Source organism: Paenarthrobacter nitroguajacolicus, from assembly GCF_007786235.1.
Classification (GTDB): domain Bacteria; phylum Actinomycetota; class Actinomycetes; order Actinomycetales; family Micrococcaceae; genus Arthrobacter; species Arthrobacter nitroguajacolicus_A.
On record NZ_VNFK01000025.1, the window covers coordinates 37,558 to 56,220 of the forward strand.

Genomic DNA, 18,663 nt, shown 5'->3' on the forward strand with positions numbered 1-18,663 from the left:
GTGGTGACTCGTCCGATTCTGCGAGGCCGTGCGGCTTAGAACCGGACCGCGTCAACGAACTTCTTCAGGTCGGGGTTATCGCAGTTGTCGAAGGCTTCCTCGGGGGTTGCGTTGACGGCGATCTCACCGTTGTGGAAGAACACCAGACGGTCAGCAGCTTTCGAGGCGAAGGCCATGTCATGGGTCACCAGGGCTACAGCGATTCCGTCTTCTTCCTTCAGGCGCCGCAGGACGTCGAGGACCTCCGCGGCGACGGGTGGATCCAGTGCTGACGTGATCTCATCACACAACAACAATTTTGGCTTCATCATCAGTGCCCTGGCGATAGCTACGCGCTGCCTTTCACCGCCGGAGAGCTGCGTGGGTCGGCTGAGGATGTGCTGCTTCATGCCGACCTCGTCCAAAGCGGACTCTGCACGGTCTTTAGCCTCGGATGCTGCGATGCCCCGGGTCTTGCGTGGAGCGAGGGTGAGGTTATCCAGAACGTTCATGTGCGGCCACAGCGTGTAGGTCTGGAAAATCATCCCTACATTCGCACTGGCCTCGGCCCAATCCTTGGTGCGGGTTGTTCCTTCGAAGACCGTCTTGCCGTCGATGCTGATTTCTCCGGCATCGGGATCCGTGAGGCCCGCAATGGCACGTAACAGGGTCGATTTGCCGGAGCCACTCTTACCGATGATGACGGTGATGTCGCCCCGGTGCATGTCGAAGTCGACATTTTTCAGGATGGACCGGTGATAGAAGCTCTTTTGGAGTCCCCGTGCCTGCACCAGAACCTGGCCGGTGTCGACAGGGATCCTGGAGTGAACCGGAACGGCCACCGTTTCTCCCTGCGGTTCGAGATTGATGTGAGTCATGATGTAGCTACTTTCGTGCCGGGCATCATCCGTGCCAGCAGGTTGGGGCCTTGCTTGAAGCCGGGCCCGGCGGTGCTCTGCATGCGCCGCTCGATGGCGCTGGTAATGAGGGAAACCGGAAAGGCGATGGCGAAGTAGATCAAGGCCGCCAGCGTGAAAATTTCCAAGGCCCGATAGTTCTGCGCCGAAATGGTGTTCGAGACGAACATCAAATCTGAAACTGCGATGGTAGAGACCAGCGCCGTGTCCTTGAACAGTGAGATGTTCAGCGACAGGATCACGGGCAGCTGCTGCCGCATGGCCTGGGGAACGATGATGTACCGCAACTGCTGGAAACGGTTGAGCTGCAGCATGCGCCCAGCTTCAACCTGCTCCACCGGCACGGACTGGAAGCCGCTGCGGTAGGTTTCGGCCATGAACGCCGTCAGGTTCGCAGTGAGGGCGATCAGCGCGGAGACGTATCCAGGGAGGGTGACACCGGTCAGGGCAGGGAGGGCGTAGAAGATCCAGAAGAGCTGGACCAACAAGGGGGTGCAGCGGAACAGTTCAATGTAACCTTGGGCCGTCCAGCGGATGACCTCGATCTTGGACATGCGCCCGACTGCTACCGGAATGGCGAGGATCATGCTGATCACGATCGTGATGATGGTGATCTGGAGCGTCAGCCCCAGTCCTTGGATCATGCTGGGGAGTGCTCGGGCCACTACATCCCAGTCGAAGTTGTATCCGTTCATTGATTACTCCTAGGTGGAGGCTACTTCTTAAGAAGATCGCCCAGGTTGTCGATCTCGACGTAGTTGACCTTGGCGTAGGCCTGCGTGAGCTCTCCACTCTTCTGGGCACGTTCGATAGCGACGTTCACGATCTGGAGTGAGCGCGGGTCGATGGTCGAAGGGACACCGTAGGCGGCGGAAGCCGAGTAAATCTCGGGAGACGGAACCACGATCTTCAGCGAGCTGTCAGCCTGGGCCTGGGACTCTGCGGTGGGAAGGTCGGTGAACTCGGCGATGACGCGCCCGGATTGCACGCCCGAAATGGCATTTGAGTAGCTGTCCACGGACATGATGGTGGAGGTATGTCCCTGGAGTGCCTTCTCCGGAGCCGATCCTTGGGCGGTGGCGATCTGACCGCCGTTTGCGATGATGTCCTCTGCCGTTTTGAAAGGCGAGTCCGCCCTTACGACGAAGACACCTTGGTACTGGTACACGGGATCAGTGAATCCGATGGCGAGCGAGCGCTCCACTGTGTAGTCCAGGTTGGCCGCGAAGTCATAGCGGTTGGCCTGGAGGCCGGCCACGATGTTCTTCCACTCCGCCGCGACGGGAACCAGCTTTACGTCAAGCTGTTTTGCCAGTTCCTGGAGCGGAATCAGGTTGGGGCCACCCAGAGTGCCGTCCGCTTCCTGCACCGTCATGGGCGGTGCGATGGCCACGCCGACCCGGAGCTCACCGCGCTTCTTGATCTCTTCGATGAAGTTGCCCTGGGCGGCACCGGTGGATGCGCTCGCAGAGCTCCCCCGGAAGCCGGAACCGATGTAACCGCCAGCGATGGAAACCAAGATCACGGCGAGTACCGCAAGAACGATTTTGCTTGTCTTTGTCATGGTGCACTCTCTTCTGAGAAACGGCTTTGTAGCGAGGAGCCCGACTCAACCTCGTTGTTTTATTGTCAGGCAATTTGGCTATGTGACAACGCTACTACTGTGAGCCGCGGCACGTCTACCCCCAAATTTGGGTTGCACCGAAATGAGTCGCAGAGAAGATCTACCGGTGCTATTTAGGAAACCGCTGCACGTAGCGGCAAACGCGTACAGGCCCCTGAGCAGGGCAACGAAACGCATGCTCGTCCGACCCGACGCGGAACTGGAATCCACTGCCGACGCGGCCCATGGCAATTGAACAACTCCGGCGCCTTCGGCACCGAGGCAGCGGCTTCACGAACGACGGCTGCGCTGGCCGCCACCTCCAGACCGAAATGGAGTCGGGCAGGGACGCAGCTTAGAGCCGGAACGTGGAGAAGGGCGGGACCCCAGAGTCCCCGCCCTTCTCCACAATCATCCAGACTTAGCCGAGTGGGAACACGCGACCATTCTGTATGCCGTCCACGGACTTCACATAGGCCCGGCCCACGTCCTCCGAGGAGATCTTCGCGAAACCCGGGAAGAAATCGTGGTAACCGGTAGCATCTTCCAGTACCGATGGGCTGACCGCGTTGATGCGGATCCCCCGGGGAAGCTCAGCAGCCGCGGCCATGACGAACGACTCCAACGCGCCGTTGGCAAGCGACGCGGCAACGCCGGTGTTGATGGGCTCTCGGGCCAGCACCCCGGTGGTCAGGGTGAACGAACCGCCGTCGTTGACGTAAGGAGTCCCCAACAGCACGAGGTTGACTTGCCCCAGCACCTTGTCAGCCACGCCTGCCTCAAAGTCTCCCGCCGTGAGCTCGGCCAGCGGCTTGAAGGGCACGACGCCGGTGCAAGCGACCACGGCGTCCACCTTGCCGACGCTTTCGAACATGGCCGAGATGGATTCGGCGTCTGCAAGGTCCACCTGCACATCGCCGCTCCGCGAGGCCTGGATAACCTCGTGTCGGGCGTCCAGGGCGGTCGCTGCCGCCGTACCCAGTAGTCCGGTTGCGCCGATGACCAATACCTTCATGCTGTTTCCTTGTCCTGTTCGAGCAGCTTGATCAGCTGCTCTGCGCTACCGATGGTGTGGACGGAAAATGCCGCCTCGATTGCTTCCATGTCGCCGGAACGCATGCTGCGAACCAGCTGCTCGTGCACTTCGTGGGCTCGAACGGGGTCTGCCCGTGTGGCTTGGTCCTGCGCGAGCGCGATAGTCAGATGGGCCTCCGTGACCGGCCAGAGGCGCAGCAGAAGAGCATTTTCAGAAGCAACCCAGAAACTTCTGTGGAAAGCGATGTGAGCCTCATGGAGGACAACAGGGTCCGGATGGAAAGCAATCTTGTCGAACGCTTCCCATGCGGCATCCACAATCGCCATCCGGCGCCCTGTGGTGTCTTCCAGGATGGACTCCGCGGCAAGCATGTCCAACGCCATTCGCGTTCTGGCGATGTCGAGGATATCGGCCGTGTCCAAAGTTGCTACACGGAGACCTCGGTAGGGCTCCTGGATCAGCAGCCCCTCCTGGGCCAACTGGGTCAGCGCCTCGCGAATAGTAGGCCGGCTGACATTCAACATGGAAGACAACTTGACCTCGGTGAGCTTGTCGCCGGGCTTCAGGGTCCCAGCAACGATGGCGCGCCGAATCTCCTTCATGACGGCGTCGCGCCGCGAAATGGAAGCTACTGGAGATAGGCTCGTCGCATCGTTCATTATGTATCGCCCCACTGATATGTGCGCTGATTGTCAGACGATGCAAGACTACCGGGTAATGGGGCTAATAGCGATCAGGCCCTTAGCTGTTGATGCCGTGTCAACGTCATCCCCTCAGCCGCCTTCCGCGGCGGCCCTGACCGGGTTGGTCCGTTGCTAGCCCTTTCCTTCGGCGCGGTATGCACGGGGGCTGACCCCATGCATACGGGTGAACTGTCGGGAAAAGTAGAATTGGTCGTTTAGCCCGATTTCGCGTCCCACCTCGGCGATGGTGAGGTCGGTTGTGTCCAGCAGCAGCCGGGCGCGGGCCATCTTCAATGCCGCGTGGTGGGCGAGCACTCCTCCTCCTGTGGCCTCCTTGAACAGCTTGCTCAGCTGTGAGGATGAGACACCCACTACTTTGGCCAGGTCCGGGAGACGAATCGAGCCATCAACGCGATCCTCCAGAAACTTCATGGCTCGTTGCAGAGGGCTACCCTGTTCGGGAAGGCGTCGTTCGACGGCCAGGGTGGCCAGCAGTTTCCACGCCATCCCCGCTGTAGCCACCAGACGTGCTGGCGACTGGTCCCGTTCCAAGGCCGTGATGATCTCGTCCAGCATCGCCGTCAACCGGTCTATGGCGACCAGCGGTATCAGTGGGCGTTCAGGACTTACTCCGGATTCGCCGATGAGTTCCGCCACGTCTGAGCCGAGCACGTGGCACCACCAAATGGTCCACGGGTCCTCGATGGACGCGCCGTAGGAGTGGGCCAACCCCGTTCCACCTGGAAGAACGACGGCCGTGGATTTGGTGACGTCGACTCGAAAACCGCCGCTTTCAATCCATCCGGCCCCGGCCACACACAAGATGACGATGGTTTCATTGGCCCCTTCAGGACGATGGCGACCATGTTCTTTGGCGACAGGAAAGGCACCAGCATCGGTGACGACCAACCGCCGTGTAATAGGGCGTGTCAGTGCTTCCCGGATAAGCGGCCGGGGTACCACCACGAGGCGCTGGTTCACGAACCCCGTAGCGCGCTCCAACCAAGCCCCTTTCATCACGAATGGTCCCTAGTATTCCAGAAGGGAGCAATTAGGAGCGGTCTTCGTTCCAGGTCGTCCAAGCGAATAATTCCAAGCTGTCCAGGCCCGCCAGGTCACCGGCTACGGTGTCACGCCTGCGCTGTGCTTCCTGAGGCAGCCCAACAATGGCAGCTTTCGCCAGGGGCAGGATCTGGAGCCTGACGTCGTTTGCTCCGCGAAGCCCTGCATCGTGGGCCTCCAGCACCCAGGGAGAACCGTCCCAGAACCGGTCGGCAACAACGTGGCCATCGACGATGAGCCGGGCCACGTCCCCGGCCCAGTTGATCTCCACCTCCGTTGGTTCTTCGCCAATCAAGGCTGTCGCAGGAAAATGGATCTTATGGACCTCGGCCAGGCTATTCATGGTTTCGGTGGTGGGAGCCGCAGCCCTGCCGGCCAGGGAACCGAACGAGGACGGAACAGTCGAGGCAGCACGGAGCCGGTCAGCGGCCAGAGATTGCCGGCGGCGGGGAGGGCCAGATAATTCTGTGCTGACGTTTTCGAAGCGGCCCGACGCAGTCGAGTAGCGCTGAACCCATGGTGATTCCTTGGAACGGCCAGCCAGGCGGCCGTCGGCAGCGACCCATACCGGGTCTGCGGAAAGCACCAATTCGAGTCCATCCGGGGCGTCCAGAACCCACGCCATTTCCGCGAGTGAGTCGGGGAGAATTACCACCGAGGCGGAACCCTGCGGAGACTCCAAGGTCAACGTCACAGGCTCCGTTGTATTAACAGCGAAGACATTGCCACCTAGTGCTCGGGCCGGCCCGTTCAGGGTGATTCCCTCGGGCACGCACAGCTGGGGTTCGATGCCTGCTTCGGCTGCCAGCACGAGCACTGGGTGCGTGTCCGTTTCCAGCAGGGTCAGGGCTGATGCTGTGGCCCACTGGAGGCGTACTGTTCCAAGGTCCAGGTTGACCGGCCAGCGGGCGATTGTCCCAGCCGGGATAGTGACAGGTTCGCGGGGGAAGGTGACTGTTTCCTCAGCGAACGCCAGGTGGAATTGGGCGTGCGGGTGGTCCGGCAGCGGGATGTGGGGTTGGTGCCATGTGATGAAGACGAAGCCAGTATCGCCGTCGGAACGCAGGGACCAGCGGAGGGTTTCGGTGTCCTCGATTCCCTTGGGCATTTGGTCCGGGAGCGTGGAGGGCATCGGGGCTAGTCTTTGGCCGAACGCGGCAAGGAACGCGTGTTGTTTGCGGAGCTCGGCGAAGCTTCCGGCCAGTCTCCCGGAGGATCCGATGGGGGCATGGAAGTCGTAGTCGAACACCGGCAGGTCGTTCGGGTAGCCCGTTGCTTGGGATTCCTGGAGGCTTCCCGGCGGATTCGTCCCGCCGGCGAACATGTAGTACCCCTGCCAGGCGGATCCGCTGCCGATTTTGTTGTTGGCCACCGCTGCTACGTCCTTGCCTTTGGGCCAGGGACGGCGCTGATATGCCGTTGCCATGCCGCCTGTCAGTTCGCAGGTCGCCGGTGGGTAGAGGGCAGATGGTGACCGGGGTGGTGCAGCTTCGCTTCCGGAGAGGTGCTCGCGCAGGTCCGCTCCGATGCCGGCGTCGTCCCACTGATGGCTGAAGAAGTAGTGCTGACGGAATGTTGGATCCCACGGGGTTTCCGCGTCAACCCAGAATCCGTCACCGTATCCGCCGAAGACGGGCAGGACGTCGTCCTCGGGAATGTCGGCGCCGCCCCAGGCGGTGGCCGTCCAGATTGGCGCGCTGAGCCCCGCTGCCCGGGCGAGACCTTTGAGTTCCAGGATGTGATCGGGCTGATCGTATAGTTCGTTTTCGATCTGGATGCCGATGACGTTACTGTCCGGTCCGGTCAGGCCTCGTAGTTCCGCCCCGAGGCGGTTGAACCAGCGCTGCACCATAGCGAGGTAGCCGGGGTCGTTGGTGCGGTGTGCGACGTCGGCGCTCTGCACCCAGTCCGGGAAGCCGCCATTGCGGACCTCACCGTGTGCCCATGGCCCGATGCGGAGGACCACCTCCAGGCCAACTGTTCTGCATAGCCGTACGAACGCTGCTACATCCAGGTTGCCGTCGAAGCGAGCTTTGCCTTCGGTGGGTTCATGGTGGATCCAGAACACGTAGCAGGCGATGACAGTGATGCCGCCGGCCTTCATCAGGCGGAGTCGTTCTTCCCAGCGGCTCCGGGGCAGACGACTGTAGTGGATTTCGCCCGAGATCGGGACAGCCGGAAGCCCTTCGCGTTCGATGTACTGGCTGGTTAGCCGCCACTTGCAGTGAAGATCTTCGGTGTTGCTCATGGCTGGGTATTGCAGTCTCTGACCGTGGGGTCGGTGGGTGGCTCTGAGCAGTTCGATGGTGCTTTGTTCAGTTCTTTGTTCAAGAGACATGGGAAGTTCCTTTAAGGTGGCGCGAGGACAGACAGGGCTGGTGCGGTTTGGACGTCACCGTCCGGCAGGGGCGGCCAGGATGGAGCTGTTCATGCGTTGCTGCCAGGCTTCGTCGCTCCACAGCGGGTGGTGAGGGGCGGCATTGGAACACAAGACCATTCCCCACACGCCTTGTTCCAACGCTGTTTTGATGCCGCCTTCGGCGAGGTCCCGCCCGATGGGGCCTTCTTCGAAGGTGCCGTTAAGCGGTGTGTACCCGATCCATCCCTCGCCCACTACCGCTGGTATGTTCTTCCAGCGGGCCCAGGCGGCGATGGCAATGACTCGTGAGTCGATTTCGCGGTGCATCACTTCCCGGTATGGCCCGTACTCCTTGGCAAGCCAGGTGTCCCAGGCCTCCGGATCAATCCAGTCATAGCCGTATAACATCTGGTCAGTGACGACAGTGGCGCGGTACTTCCAGTCCCTCAAACGACCGTATTCGACCACAGTGGGCGCATTCGGCCGCAGAAGTGCAGACAGAGCAGCGTTGGGGAAATCTGAGGTCCCCTCGGATCGAATGTCGATCTTCTTTTGGAGGGCGTCCAGCACGCCATAGCTGTAGACGTGGAACTGTGCCGCTCCGAATCCGTCCGGCAGGGTGTGCATCGCCAAGTGCGGGGGTTTGCCGTAGCTCGCGGTGACGAGCAGATCCGGGTGTAGCTGGCGCAGGCGGCGTAGTTCTTCGCTGCCGCCGTCGGCCAAGGCAGGCAGGATGGAGAAGTCCACCTCGTTGTGCAATTCCACCATGGCAATGCGGTCTCGGTGTCCGGCGGCAGTGAGGGCGTCGATGAGCCGGTCCCAAGCATCGGTAAGGACGCGGTAACGGTTTTTCAACGGAACGGCGTCGATCGCATCGAACCACTGTGCGGAACGGGCGAAGACGGTTGATTGCTGATATTCCCAACTCGCCAGGATGACCACCAAGCCATGCCGGGCAGCGGCATCAAAAAGTTCATGAAGCCGTGCGCGCAGGTTGACACTGTAGCCTCCTGGCACGTCGTACCAGCGTGTTCCCCTGCCGTAGAAGCCGCCGTCCGGGGATGACCCCAACCCTTCAATGTCAAGGTCCGCGGCCAGGTTCTCCAGCCCCAGATCTCCGAAGAGCAGTAGCGGGGCAGCGCAGATCCTTATGGTGTTGTATCCCAGCTTTGCAGCTTGCGCGCAGGCCGCGTCGAGATCTGCGTAGGGGCCGCTCTCTTCGGCGCGGGTGTACCAGGAGAAATCCCAGAGCGTGATGGTCAAACGCTGCGGAAGATGCGCCGGGGGTGCCCCGGTGAGGGAGGACGTGTCGTTTTCTGTCGTTCCGGAGCCTAAGTACCTCGGGGTTTCAGTCACAGGTTTGCCATTTCCTTTTGGTGCGTGCGGCCGTATGCAGCCAGTCTGCGTAGATGGTTCACCCTGCCGGACCGGGCTGCCGCGGTGTCGGTCTCGAAGAGCAACAGTTCAGGCAGCGAGGTCGCGAAGTAGTCCGGAGCATCGGGAGCTGATTCCAGCTCATCTGCACGGGCTTCCAAGTCCTGCCATATGCTTTCGGCCTCCGTGTGCCTGCCGAGTCGGGTGTGTGCGATGCCTTTCCAGTAGTCGGCCGGGACCGGTGGGGCACTGTCTGCGGTCAGTGGTGTGCTTTGCTCACACGCACGGCCCCAGGCCACAGCAGCTGCCTCAGGGTTCCCGGACCTTTCCCAGGCATCACCCAAAGCGACCAAACGTTCGGCCATGCTATGCCCTGGATGTCTGCCTTCGCCGAGGTTCCTTGGAGCGTCGATTCCTTCAGTGAGAAGTGCGAGGGCCCCTGCAGGATCGTCCTTCATGATCGTGCGTGCATGTTGCACGGCAGCTCGATCGTACGCTTCCAAGGCCAGCCCTTCTCCGCCCTCGAACGGCTGGAAGTTGCGTGTGGACATGATGTCCAGAGCTTCCTCGGCCCTGCCGGCGTCGATCAGAAGGTTGACGTAGAGAATCGTGAGATCGTCACGGCGGAAAACTGAGCGGTTGTGGCGTTCGATTGCGGCGAGTTGCTCCTCAGCAGGTACTCCGCGGAGGCTGGCGAGGATGGCGCGTTCAAAGACCAGCCGGGGATCGTGCGGGCTCAGTGCCAAGGCACGCTGGAAATATGCGTCGGCCCGTTCGGCAGCTGCGCCGGTGTTTACCGTAGCGATGGCCGCGTTCCGCCACACGACAGGGTCCGTCGAACCCAGAGCGCTTGACGTCTCCAGATGGGCCAGGGCGTCAACGGTTCGTCCCGCGTCAAGCAGCCAGCAGCCCAGCAGGCCATGGGCAACCGTGTCGTTTTCATCGGCTGCGAGAGCCAAGGCCAGCGCGTCGAGATCATCCAGTCCGTAAGGGAACGCGTACGTGGTGTCACTGGTCCGTGCTGCGGAGCGTTCCGTCGTTGCGGCGTCGGCATTCCCCAGTTCCTCGAACCACGCAGCCCGGAGGTAGTGGCGTATGGGCTCCGGGTTGCCGAACACTTTGTGGGCACCCGGATGTGCGCCCTCGTCGGTAAGGTCCAGTGCCAGTTGCCACTGACCGGCACGGGCGAGCCAGCATGCTACGGTCAGACCGGTTTTGGCGTCTGCGGTGTTCAGGGAACCAGCCAGCGCCAACGCCACAGGGTCCAAAGAATCGGAAGCAAGAATCGAGGCCAGGTGCCGGGCGCTTTCATCGTGGCGTCCCAGCGCTGCGAAGGCCAAGACCAGCAGATGCTTCGCTTCAGGGCTTGCCGGATCCAGCCGAAGCGCTGCGTCAGCGTGCCCCAACGCTGCGGACGGTCTCCCTGTTCTCAGAGCAATGCGTGCCAGCGCAAGCTTTGCTGGATGTGCCCATCCTTTGTCCCAGGCCGCTTTCCCGAACCGTTCCGTGGCTTCTGCCAACTTGCCGGTGCGCTCCAGGACGAGCCCCAGCCGGTAGCTGGCCTCCCCGCTGGGAGGATTCAAATTTCTCCGGGTAACCCTTGCCAGCGCGTTCTTCAGAAAACCTTCCGCCAAGGCATACTGGCCCTTGGTGTAGTGTGACGATCCGAGCGCGACGGAGGCCCTGGAGTCCTGCGGATCCCGGCGGAGCATCTCCTCAAAATACGGGATCGCTGATCGGGTGGGGTGCCGGTTCTGGGTCAGATGGATACCCGTGACGTAGAGTTCGTCCTGGCTTTCAATATCCTCCGGCATCGCAGGCTCCGTCGCCGCCCAAGGTTCCTCCTGGTCGTCGGAGGATGCGCGCGGTGACCACGAGATCAGTTCCGTGGCGCCGTCCACCACTTGCACCGTCACGTCGGTATCGTCCGTTGGTTCATTCAGCCTGACGACGTCGGTAAACGGTTCTGACGGCGAAATCTGCGCAGTCCATTCATGGACAATTGCGCCGCGGACTTTCACGCGCACTGTCACGGCGGCGCGCTGGGACGTACTGGAAACGCCGACCCTGACCCCGCAGTGCTCATCGACCAATTGGAGTGAAACAGCGACATCCAGGTTCGCTTGCTGCGCCGGGCCGATATTGCGGATCGGGTACCAGAACTCGCTGAAGGTTCGGGTCTCACCAGGGGCGAGATAGCTGAAATCGGGCTGATTATCGGTGAAAACACCGGACATCAGTTCGACGTACGGGCCGTCAGTGTCGGTGAGATGCGCGTCCCAAGCTTTGCCCACCGGTCCATTGCCCCAGGTCCATTGCTTCTTGCCTGGCGAAATGGACCGGTCCGCCCAATGGATGAATCCTGCGTCGGCTTCATGGTCGTATCCGCCGAAGAAGCTGTCCTGCGTGTCCGTAATCATGTACGAGGTGGGGACGGGAATGTTGGAGTAGAAGTCGATACGGTCCGCGTCAGGCTGGGCTTCAGCCAAAACCGGGTAGTTCACGCCATAGTAGTTTCGGTCGGATCGCGGAAAGGCCGTGATGGCTCGCCGCGCATGATCGGCTACAAAGCGAACATCAGTGGGGAAGAATGACTGGTACTTCTCGTGGACCCGCGCCGCCACGTTCGCCCACCACAGGAAGGTCTGCGGGAGATCAGTCCGATTGTAGAGCCGTGCTTCCACTTCAAGGAGGGAACTTCCGGGACGGAGCCGTATACCGTGCGTGCCGCGCATCCGCTGTAGAGGATCAAGATCGCTGTGCCAGACCGTGACTTGGCCATCGTCACTACGTTCGATCGATGTTTCCACGGGCAGGAAAGTAGCGGGCCGGTGGTGTTGAGGCCAGTTGAACTCGACCCCACCTGAAATCCACGGGCCGGCCAGTCCCACCAAGCCCGGTTTAATCACGTTGTTCCGGTAGAAGAAGTCATAGCCGGCCGTCTTATCGAAGCCAATATGGATCCTGCCTCCGATCTCCGGCAGCAGCATCAGGCGCACGTACTCGTTCTCCAGATGGATGGCCTGCCACAGCCGAGGCTCCTTCGAACTCGCGATGCTGTCAATAAACGGCATGGGGTACACCTTGCCGCTCGACCCTTGATACACGCGCCGGTCCAAAAACAGTGGATACCTGTCCGGCTCCCCGGGTTCGTATGTGTCTATATAAACCGGCTCGCTCCAGCAGGCCACTCCCCCGGAATCAAGCACTGTCTGCTGGTCAGACGGTGCATCTGGCAGGGAAATCCGGCTCACGGCTTCATTAGTATCGCTCACCCCTCAAGGCTACGAACTGCGGACGAAGCATCCCATGGCATAAATGACCCACTATATGGACGATCTTCTAGAAGGAAGGCCCGCAATAACCCATTCACCCGGGTCGACCTGCATCGCGAGCTGAGGGATCGGCGCTTGGGGCCGCTGCCGCCAATGGAGATTCCCCCGTCCCGGCAGGCACGGAACTCTCGCCGCTCTGGACCTCGGAGTCGCTCCGCATTTCCTTTACTTCCGACTTGATGATTCTCATCGACTGACCCAGGCTTCTTGCCATTGCCGGTAGTTTTGGGGCCGCGAACAGAGCCAATGCCACGACTATGATGATGACGATTGGCCACGGGCCGTCAAACAGTCTCCCCATTGGAAGTTTCCTTTCTTCGGATATTGCCTGCACGGCGAGGGCCCCCGGCAGGGTCGGGACATGGCGATTCCCGGAGCATTCACGTCAGTCGAAGTCTTCGGGCGACCATGCGTCCCGCCAATCAATCCTTGGCACATCACCTTCGAAGGTGATGGGGAGCCAAACGTACTCGGCAACGCGAAGGTCTGACTGATGCTGGACTGACTCATCTGCTTTTTCAGTTTGGGCTTCCTCGCCGCTGAACAGCCGACGGTACCGTTCCGTCTGGTTGGACTCTTCCGGGGTGAGGTCAGGAAGCCAACGGTCGGCAAGGGCAATATAGAGGTCTTGCTTGAGAGGGTGGCGGAAGACGGAGCTGATCTGTGATCGATAAGAGGTCCTGCTGGTGTCGTCCGGATGGGGATCACCGAGAACGGTCCACGGTCCGTGATAAGAATCGGCCACTGCTATCTCGGATGCATTGGGGAAGTATCCTGACGTGCCCGAGGTGATGAGGTAGTGCTTCGAACCCCTCCGGAAGTACGCCGGCGCCTCCCGGACGTCCGGCGGTCCTGGCTGCGGAAAGTGTGTTGAGTAGTAGCCGGTGACGCCGGTGTAATCCTCGGTGAGATCGGCACAGATCATTTCGCTGTGGACGCGCTCGAAGTAGTAATAGGCTTTGCCATCCGTCGGGTCGACTACCAGGTCGAAATCCCCTGCGTTCATTCCCAGGGGCTTGAGGCCCGTTGTGACGATCTCGTACGGTCCCAGAAGCCGGTCTGCCACCAGCACGGTGGTTCGCTGGTTGAACCCGTCACCCATGATTTTTACCCAACACACATACTTACCGGTCTCCTGGTGCTTGATGATGTGGGGGCGATCAAGCAGTTTTGTGGGGTGAAGTGGTGAGTCCACGTCATCCGGCGTTGGGGGGATGATCAGACCACGGTCTTCCCAGTTGACAAGGTCGGTGGACGAATAGCAGCGGATCCCCCAGTGCCAGATGTCCGACCCGGGGGCAGTCCGCTCCTTGTTTTCGCCGTACCAGTAGAAGACGTCGTCTTCGACGTAGATATAGCCCGAATGGGCTTGGATTCTGTTGCCATTTGTATCCAACCAAGGCTGGCCGGGGAAGATCTTGGACAATGTTCTTCTTTCGTAGTTCCGGTCTGCTTGCTCGAAGTTGCGGTGAGCGGAGGAGTCATGTGCGATGCCGCCGGGCGCTTCTGTCTCGAGAGTCATGGCTTTTCCGGGGCAAGGTCGCTGGTCTTGTTGAGCTCTATGAAGTCGACGTCGAAGGGAGCGAGAACAAACCCGTCAGCGTAGCCGCGGTTGTGCAGGATGCTCCATGAGGGTGCGTCGGTGGTGACCGACTTATTGACTCCCTCTAGATTTACGTACAGCACATGCGTTTCATCGATTCTTCGAGCGAGCACGCCGGGTGGCACCTCAGGACCTTGTGGGATGTCCTTTTTTAGGATCTCAACGTCAAGGATGGCGTCAAAAAGAGCTCGTCGGGCCGGAATTCCAAGGTAGACCGCGCGGCCCTTCCCAAATTCGTTGACGGTCGCAACAGGATAGTCCCTGTCCAGTCCTGAGATCGATGCAACAACTGCGGCGCCCTGTGGACGGACTTCATCAAAGCGGGGCGCTTCAGTACGGATCGAAAGGTGACCGAATACGATATCCAAATCGTGGCCTTGCGTACCCCCTGTGGCCAACTCGTTCAGTACTTCCGTCTCTTGGAAGGAACCCAGTCGCACGCCGAAAACGTCGGCGAGGAGCCCGGGCCGCGGTGTATCGAAGACCTGGCCGCTGGGGTCCACAACTGCGGAATAGGACGTCATGATGGCGGTTCCGCCGTCTGCCACAAAGCGGCGGATCCGGCCTGCGGAGACTTCGTCGATGAGGGCTGCCCCGGGAATGATAAGAATTTCGTAGTCGGACAAAGTGCTGCGACTCAGGTCCACGACACGCTGGTCCAGATTGCGCTCGAGCACAGTGCTGAAGCAGGTTTGCAATTGCTGGTCGTGCTTTTCCGGAAAAGATGCGCTGGCGAGTTGGCTGTCGAAGGAGAACGCCAGGGCAATGCGGGCTTGCGGTGTATATGGGAATCCGAATCGCTCTATCTCTGCAAATTCAGTTGCGATTTGTCGATACTCGTCATATTTTCGGTTCGGTTCGCCGTCCCAGTCCAGCATTCCTTGGAGATACTGTTCCTCGCCGCCGTGCATCGACTGCCAGGTCCAGCCGCATACCAGCTGGTTGCCGTAGATGAGTGATGCATAAGCTGACTTTCGAACAGATCCAGGGACCGCCGTCATGGTAGTGAACTCGGTGCACCAGAATGGGGTTGGGCTTTCGAACTGTATGCGTGCCAGTCCCAGAAGGGCCTCGTAAAGTCCGTCGTTATCTGCAAGGGAATTGCCGGGGTAGAAACCCATACCGGGACGGCCCATCTTGCCTGTATAGGCAATTTCCGCGTAATCAAAGTAGCGGCCATCTTCTTTGTAGTACCAAGCGTTTGTGGTGAGCAGTACTCCGGGAGCGTTCTGTTCGACCTGTGCCATGACGGCGAACAAGAGGTCGTTGATCTCGTCCGAGACAAATCGCCGGAAATCGATGATTCGTTCGGGCGCACCGCTTAAAGCCCCTGATCTTGGCAAACCGATTTCATCGAAGTCACTGATACGACGTGACCATCGTTGGCTGGCCCAGGCGCGATTGAGATCCTTAAGCGTCCCGTACTTCTTCTGAAGCCATGCAGCAAAACGTAGTCGTACCGACTCGCTGTACGAGTACGGCCCATCCCCGGGTTCGTTGTCGATGCCGAAAGCCATAAGTGCAGGATGGTTGGCGTAGCGGAAAGTCAGCTTGTCGGTAAAGCGAAGGGCGTACTCACGGAAGGACGGGTCTCCGACATCCACCATGTATCGCGTATTCGGATAAAGCCGGCTGCCGTTTGAGTCCGTAATGTCAATTGTCGGGTGTTTTCGATGGAGCCATAGCGGAGCAGGACGGATGGCGACGTCGAGAATGACTCCAATACCAGCGTTGTGCATCAGGTCCATCACGTGGTCGAACCACTCGAAATTGAACTTTCCATTCTCTGGTTCGTAGCTGTCCCAGGCGAGATGTCCGAGCCTGACCACCTTGATGCCGGCCGAGACCATCAACGCGATGTCGCGTTCCCAGTCTTTGGGATTCGAATCGTGCGGGTGGTAGTTGGCTCCGACGTACAGATGACCGAAGAAATCCTGAGGTCGGCGATGCTCGTCCATGGGTGTTCTGATCCTTATAGGGGTGATGATGTGCAGTCAGGAAAATGGAGTTCGGCAGGTTGTTAGGATCCTTGGTTGACCTGGAGGCGAATGGAGTCGTACATGATGCCGCCCATGGGCGCCATCCAGTTGTCAGCGATCGGGACCTGCGGGGGACGCACGTTCGCCAGCGTGATCACGTTCTCACCGTCTTTGATCAAGGCTGCCGGGAACTCAATGGTTTTGAGCTTCCTGTACATTGACCGCGCCGTGAGTCGGTACGAAGAATTGTCGCCTGGGACGCCGGGCAGCGGGTCGAACGTGGCGATTCGTGTGCCGTTGAGCGTGACAGCGAGCGTTGCGTATACCTGCGCGGCCAGTGCGATGTCCAAGTAGCCGGTGCCTCGTTGGTATCGGTGCGCGTCGAAACGGATTTTCCAGGTTTCGAGGGAGTTGTCTGGCGTTGTACCGCGCCATTGAAGCTGGGTGGCGGTTCCCGGCGTTCTCAGGCCGGGATGGAAATAGTTCCATTTCTTTGCGGGATCGTCCACGCCTACTTTGAAATCGACCCCGTTGGGGAAGTCGTAGGGGTATTCCAACCAGGTCAGGTTCTCCCTGTAGCCGTTGGGCCCACCGTGGATGAAGAACTCTTCCGAGGAGCGATCCGGAGTTCCGATCTGCCACAGGGTTGGGCCGTAACTCGTTGGATGCCATACGTGGGTGCCGGTGTCGATTGTTGTACCGGCCGGGACAACAATGTTCTCGCGCCGATACTCCCCCATCGCACCCTTGGTGAATGCAGCCAAGGTGTACTTCCCGGGTCGAACGGCCGGGATACTGAACTTACCTCCTGGCCCGATTTTTGCCGCGTAAGTGTAGTCAAGGCTGAGATATTGCCAATCCGTGCCATCCAAAGTGACTCCCCGGAACTCCCGATCTGGCCCCGGTTGATAAAGGATGGCCCAGCCGTTGTCGACCGCTCCGAGCGAGGCAACGTTGAGCTTGCCGGTGACAGTGGAACGTTCGTTGGCCGCGTAGATAGGATCAGTGACCCAGGTGTAGGGCCAGGCAGCCTGCTCGCGTTCAGCCACACGCTTAGCGTCTTCCCACAGCGCGGAGATGTTCGAACGTTCATCCCCGACAGCTGCCTCGCCGACGTGAAGATAGAAGGGACCGTAGACCTTTTCCCATCCTCGAGCTGGTTGGGTGTCCGGCTCGCCATAGTGACCTGTGAGGGGGTGCCAGAGCAAGATCATGCCGTCGTAGTAGTCGTGGCAGGTCAGCTCAGGGCGGGTTGGGCCGCCAAATGCTTCCTTGCTTGCTTGAACCAGGGAGAGCCCCACTTTCCCGTTTGAGATCATGAAGGCGTGGTTGTCTCCTTCAAGGTTCGTAGCGTTCTGGTATTTGGAGTAAATCGAACCGTCCGGCAGAACTTCAGTGGAGTCTTGGAGCACTACCCAGTTTTTGGTGTCCTCGATGCTGGGTCGCTGCTGAATTCCGCGGGCGTCGTCGACGACGAACCATTTGAACGCGGGGTCGTCTGCAGCAAAGGCATAGCGAAGCTGTCCGAACGTCAATCCATCAGGCATATTGGGCGTGTACCTGGTGATCCAGTACTGATAAAGACCCGAGGAGCCCCTTTCGAGGGCGATCCGGATATCAATGTAGAACGTATTCTTCGTAGGGTCGTTGGAGAGAATCGATACTTCAATACGATCCGGGCTCTGACTTACCACACTGAAGACACCCGCCTTCATGCCGGTTGACCTCGCAGCACCTGAATAGTCAAAGGTTGTATACCCGTGCCCGTGGGAACCGCCCAAGAGGTTGAGCCGCTCATTACCCTGCGTACTGCCCACGAGGTACAGGTTCTTGATGTCAGCAGATGCTTTGGCGACGTCGAACTGAATGATTCCATTACTTAGGGTCACTGTGGAGCCGTGGTCAACCAGCGTGACGTCGGCCCCGCTTGAGGCCGCTGCCCGGGTGGAAGCGTACACGGGCAGAACGGCCACGGCGGCGGTCGCGCCCATCAAGCCCAGAACGGTGCGTCGGGCTATTGACTGGGACATAGGTTTCTCCTTCAAGCTGCGTTGCTTTGCGGTTGGTTTTGCCGGGGCGTTAGATTGCAGTGGTTGGCTCTCGACTGGGTCAGCTGGGAGAGGTTCTCTCCATGGGAACAACGGCCTTCCCCATGGGGACGAATCGTTTCAACCACACAGACTGTCCATACGGTTGTTTCAACAGCGGGTTCACGTCGACCCTGGAGTCCGTAGTACCAGTACAGGCCGGTCCGAACCCTAAATCGAACGACTGTGGAGAGTCGTGTCTAGTGCGCGGCCCATTTGCCGGCGCGGATTTTGATGGCGGCTGCGGCCAGAACCAGGGTCCCGGGGACGATGACGAAGAGGGCCTGCAGCATCCATACGAAGACGACGGCCATGAAGACGGCGGCAAGCAACAACAGCGAGCCAGTCCAGTCCCGCAGTGAATCCGCCTTGGCGCTGGCGTACGCTGCGGCCCAGCGCTCGGGGCCGGGGGCCTCGGCGGACTGCTGGTCGGCGTCGCCTTCCCACTTGACTCCGCCGCTCCAGTTGGCGGCGATGCGCAGGAACAGGACTGCCCCTGCCGCGGCGAGAATCAACGTGGCGGGCAGGATCGCTGCCCGGCCGGGCAGTTGACCCACCAGGGCGAGCAGCAGGTTCAGGACAATCACGACGGCGGCTGCCGCCGTCGTGATTCCCATCTTCCAGCTGCCGGGCAGCGCGCGACGGA

Annotated in this window: 14 protein-coding genes; all 14 read right to left on the reverse strand. The window is 60.2% G+C overall.

Annotation, left to right across the window (positions count from 1 at the left end):
• Window positions 1–35: 35 nt before the first annotated feature.
• Entirely contained in the window at window positions 36–857 is an 822-nt protein-coding gene (locus FQP90_RS21535) for an amino acid ABC transporter ATP-binding protein (protein WP_144653110.1), read from the reverse strand.
• A complete protein-coding gene (locus tag FQP90_RS21540) occupies window positions 854–1,591 on the reverse strand; it encodes an amino acid ABC transporter permease (RefSeq protein ID WP_144653111.1) in 738 nt (245 codons plus the stop codon). The genes FQP90_RS21535 and FQP90_RS21540 overlap by 4 nt, the downstream gene beginning before the upstream one ends.
• Before the next feature lie 20 nt (window positions 1,592–1,611).
• A complete protein-coding gene (locus FQP90_RS21545) occupies window positions 1,612–2,460 on the reverse strand; it encodes a substrate-binding periplasmic protein (protein ID WP_144653112.1) in 849 nt (282 codons plus the stop codon).
• Window positions 2,461–2,920: 460 nt separating this feature from the next.
• Window positions 2,921–3,514 (reverse strand): short chain dehydrogenase, encoded by a 594-nt coding sequence (locus FQP90_RS21550; protein ID WP_144653113.1) that lies wholly within the window; start codon window positions 3,512–3,514, stop codon window positions 2,921–2,923.
• Entirely contained in the window at window positions 3,511–4,194 is a 684-nt protein-coding gene (locus FQP90_RS21555; protein ID WP_144653114.1) for a GntR family transcriptional regulator, read from the reverse strand. Before FQP90_RS21555 ends, FQP90_RS21550 begins: the two co-directional genes overlap by 4 nt.
• A gap of 156 nt (window positions 4,195–4,350) precedes the next feature.
• Window positions 4,351–5,235 carry a helix-turn-helix domain-containing protein gene (locus FQP90_RS21560; protein ID WP_208760056.1) on the reverse strand — a complete coding sequence of 295 codons (885 nt, stop codon included), beginning with the start codon at window positions 5,233–5,235 and terminating at the stop codon, window positions 4,351–4,353.
• Between the two features lie 34 nt (window positions 5,236–5,269).
• A complete protein-coding gene (locus FQP90_RS21565; protein ID WP_244296923.1) occupies window positions 5,270–7,528 on the reverse strand; it encodes a beta-galactosidase in 2,259 nt (752 codons plus the stop codon).
• A 144-nt stretch (window positions 7,529–7,672) separates the two neighbouring features.
• The gene (locus tag FQP90_RS21570) at window positions 7,673–8,995 is read right to left on the reverse strand and encodes a cellulase-like family protein (protein ID WP_144653117.1); all 1,323 of its coding nucleotides are present in this window, start codon (window positions 8,993–8,995) and stop codon (window positions 7,673–7,675) included.
• Window positions 8,992–12,087, reverse strand: coding sequence for a DUF5107 domain-containing protein (locus FQP90_RS21575; RefSeq protein WP_244296925.1), 3,096 nt, complete (start codon window positions 12,085–12,087; stop codon window positions 8,992–8,994). Before FQP90_RS21575 ends, FQP90_RS21570 begins: the two co-directional genes overlap by 4 nt.
• Before the next feature lie 295 nt (window positions 12,088–12,382).
• Window positions 12,383–12,649: a Sec-independent protein translocase subunit TatA gene (gene tatA, locus FQP90_RS23805; RefSeq protein ID WP_144653119.1), complete on the reverse strand. Its 267-nt coding sequence runs from the start codon at window positions 12,647–12,649 to the stop codon at window positions 12,383–12,385.
• Between the two features lie 84 nt (window positions 12,650–12,733).
• Window positions 12,734–13,870, reverse strand: a complete 1,137-nt coding sequence (locus FQP90_RS21585; RefSeq protein ID WP_144653120.1) for a family 43 glycosylhydrolase — start codon at window positions 13,868–13,870, stop codon at window positions 12,734–12,736.
• Window positions 13,867–15,909, reverse strand: coding sequence for a beta-galactosidase (locus FQP90_RS21590; protein WP_208760055.1), 2,043 nt, complete (start codon window positions 15,907–15,909; stop codon window positions 13,867–13,869). The genes FQP90_RS21585 and FQP90_RS21590 overlap by 4 nt, the downstream gene beginning before the upstream one ends.
• Before the next feature lie 62 nt (window positions 15,910–15,971).
• Entirely contained in the window at window positions 15,972–17,960 is a 1,989-nt protein-coding gene (locus tag FQP90_RS21595) for a polysaccharide lyase family protein (protein ID WP_144653121.1), read from the reverse strand.
• Window positions 17,961–18,217: 257 nt separating this feature from the next.
• A partial coding sequence (locus FQP90_RS21600; protein WP_144653122.1) for a Poxvirus protein I5 occupies window positions 18,218–18,663 on the reverse strand: 446 nt, incomplete at its 5' end.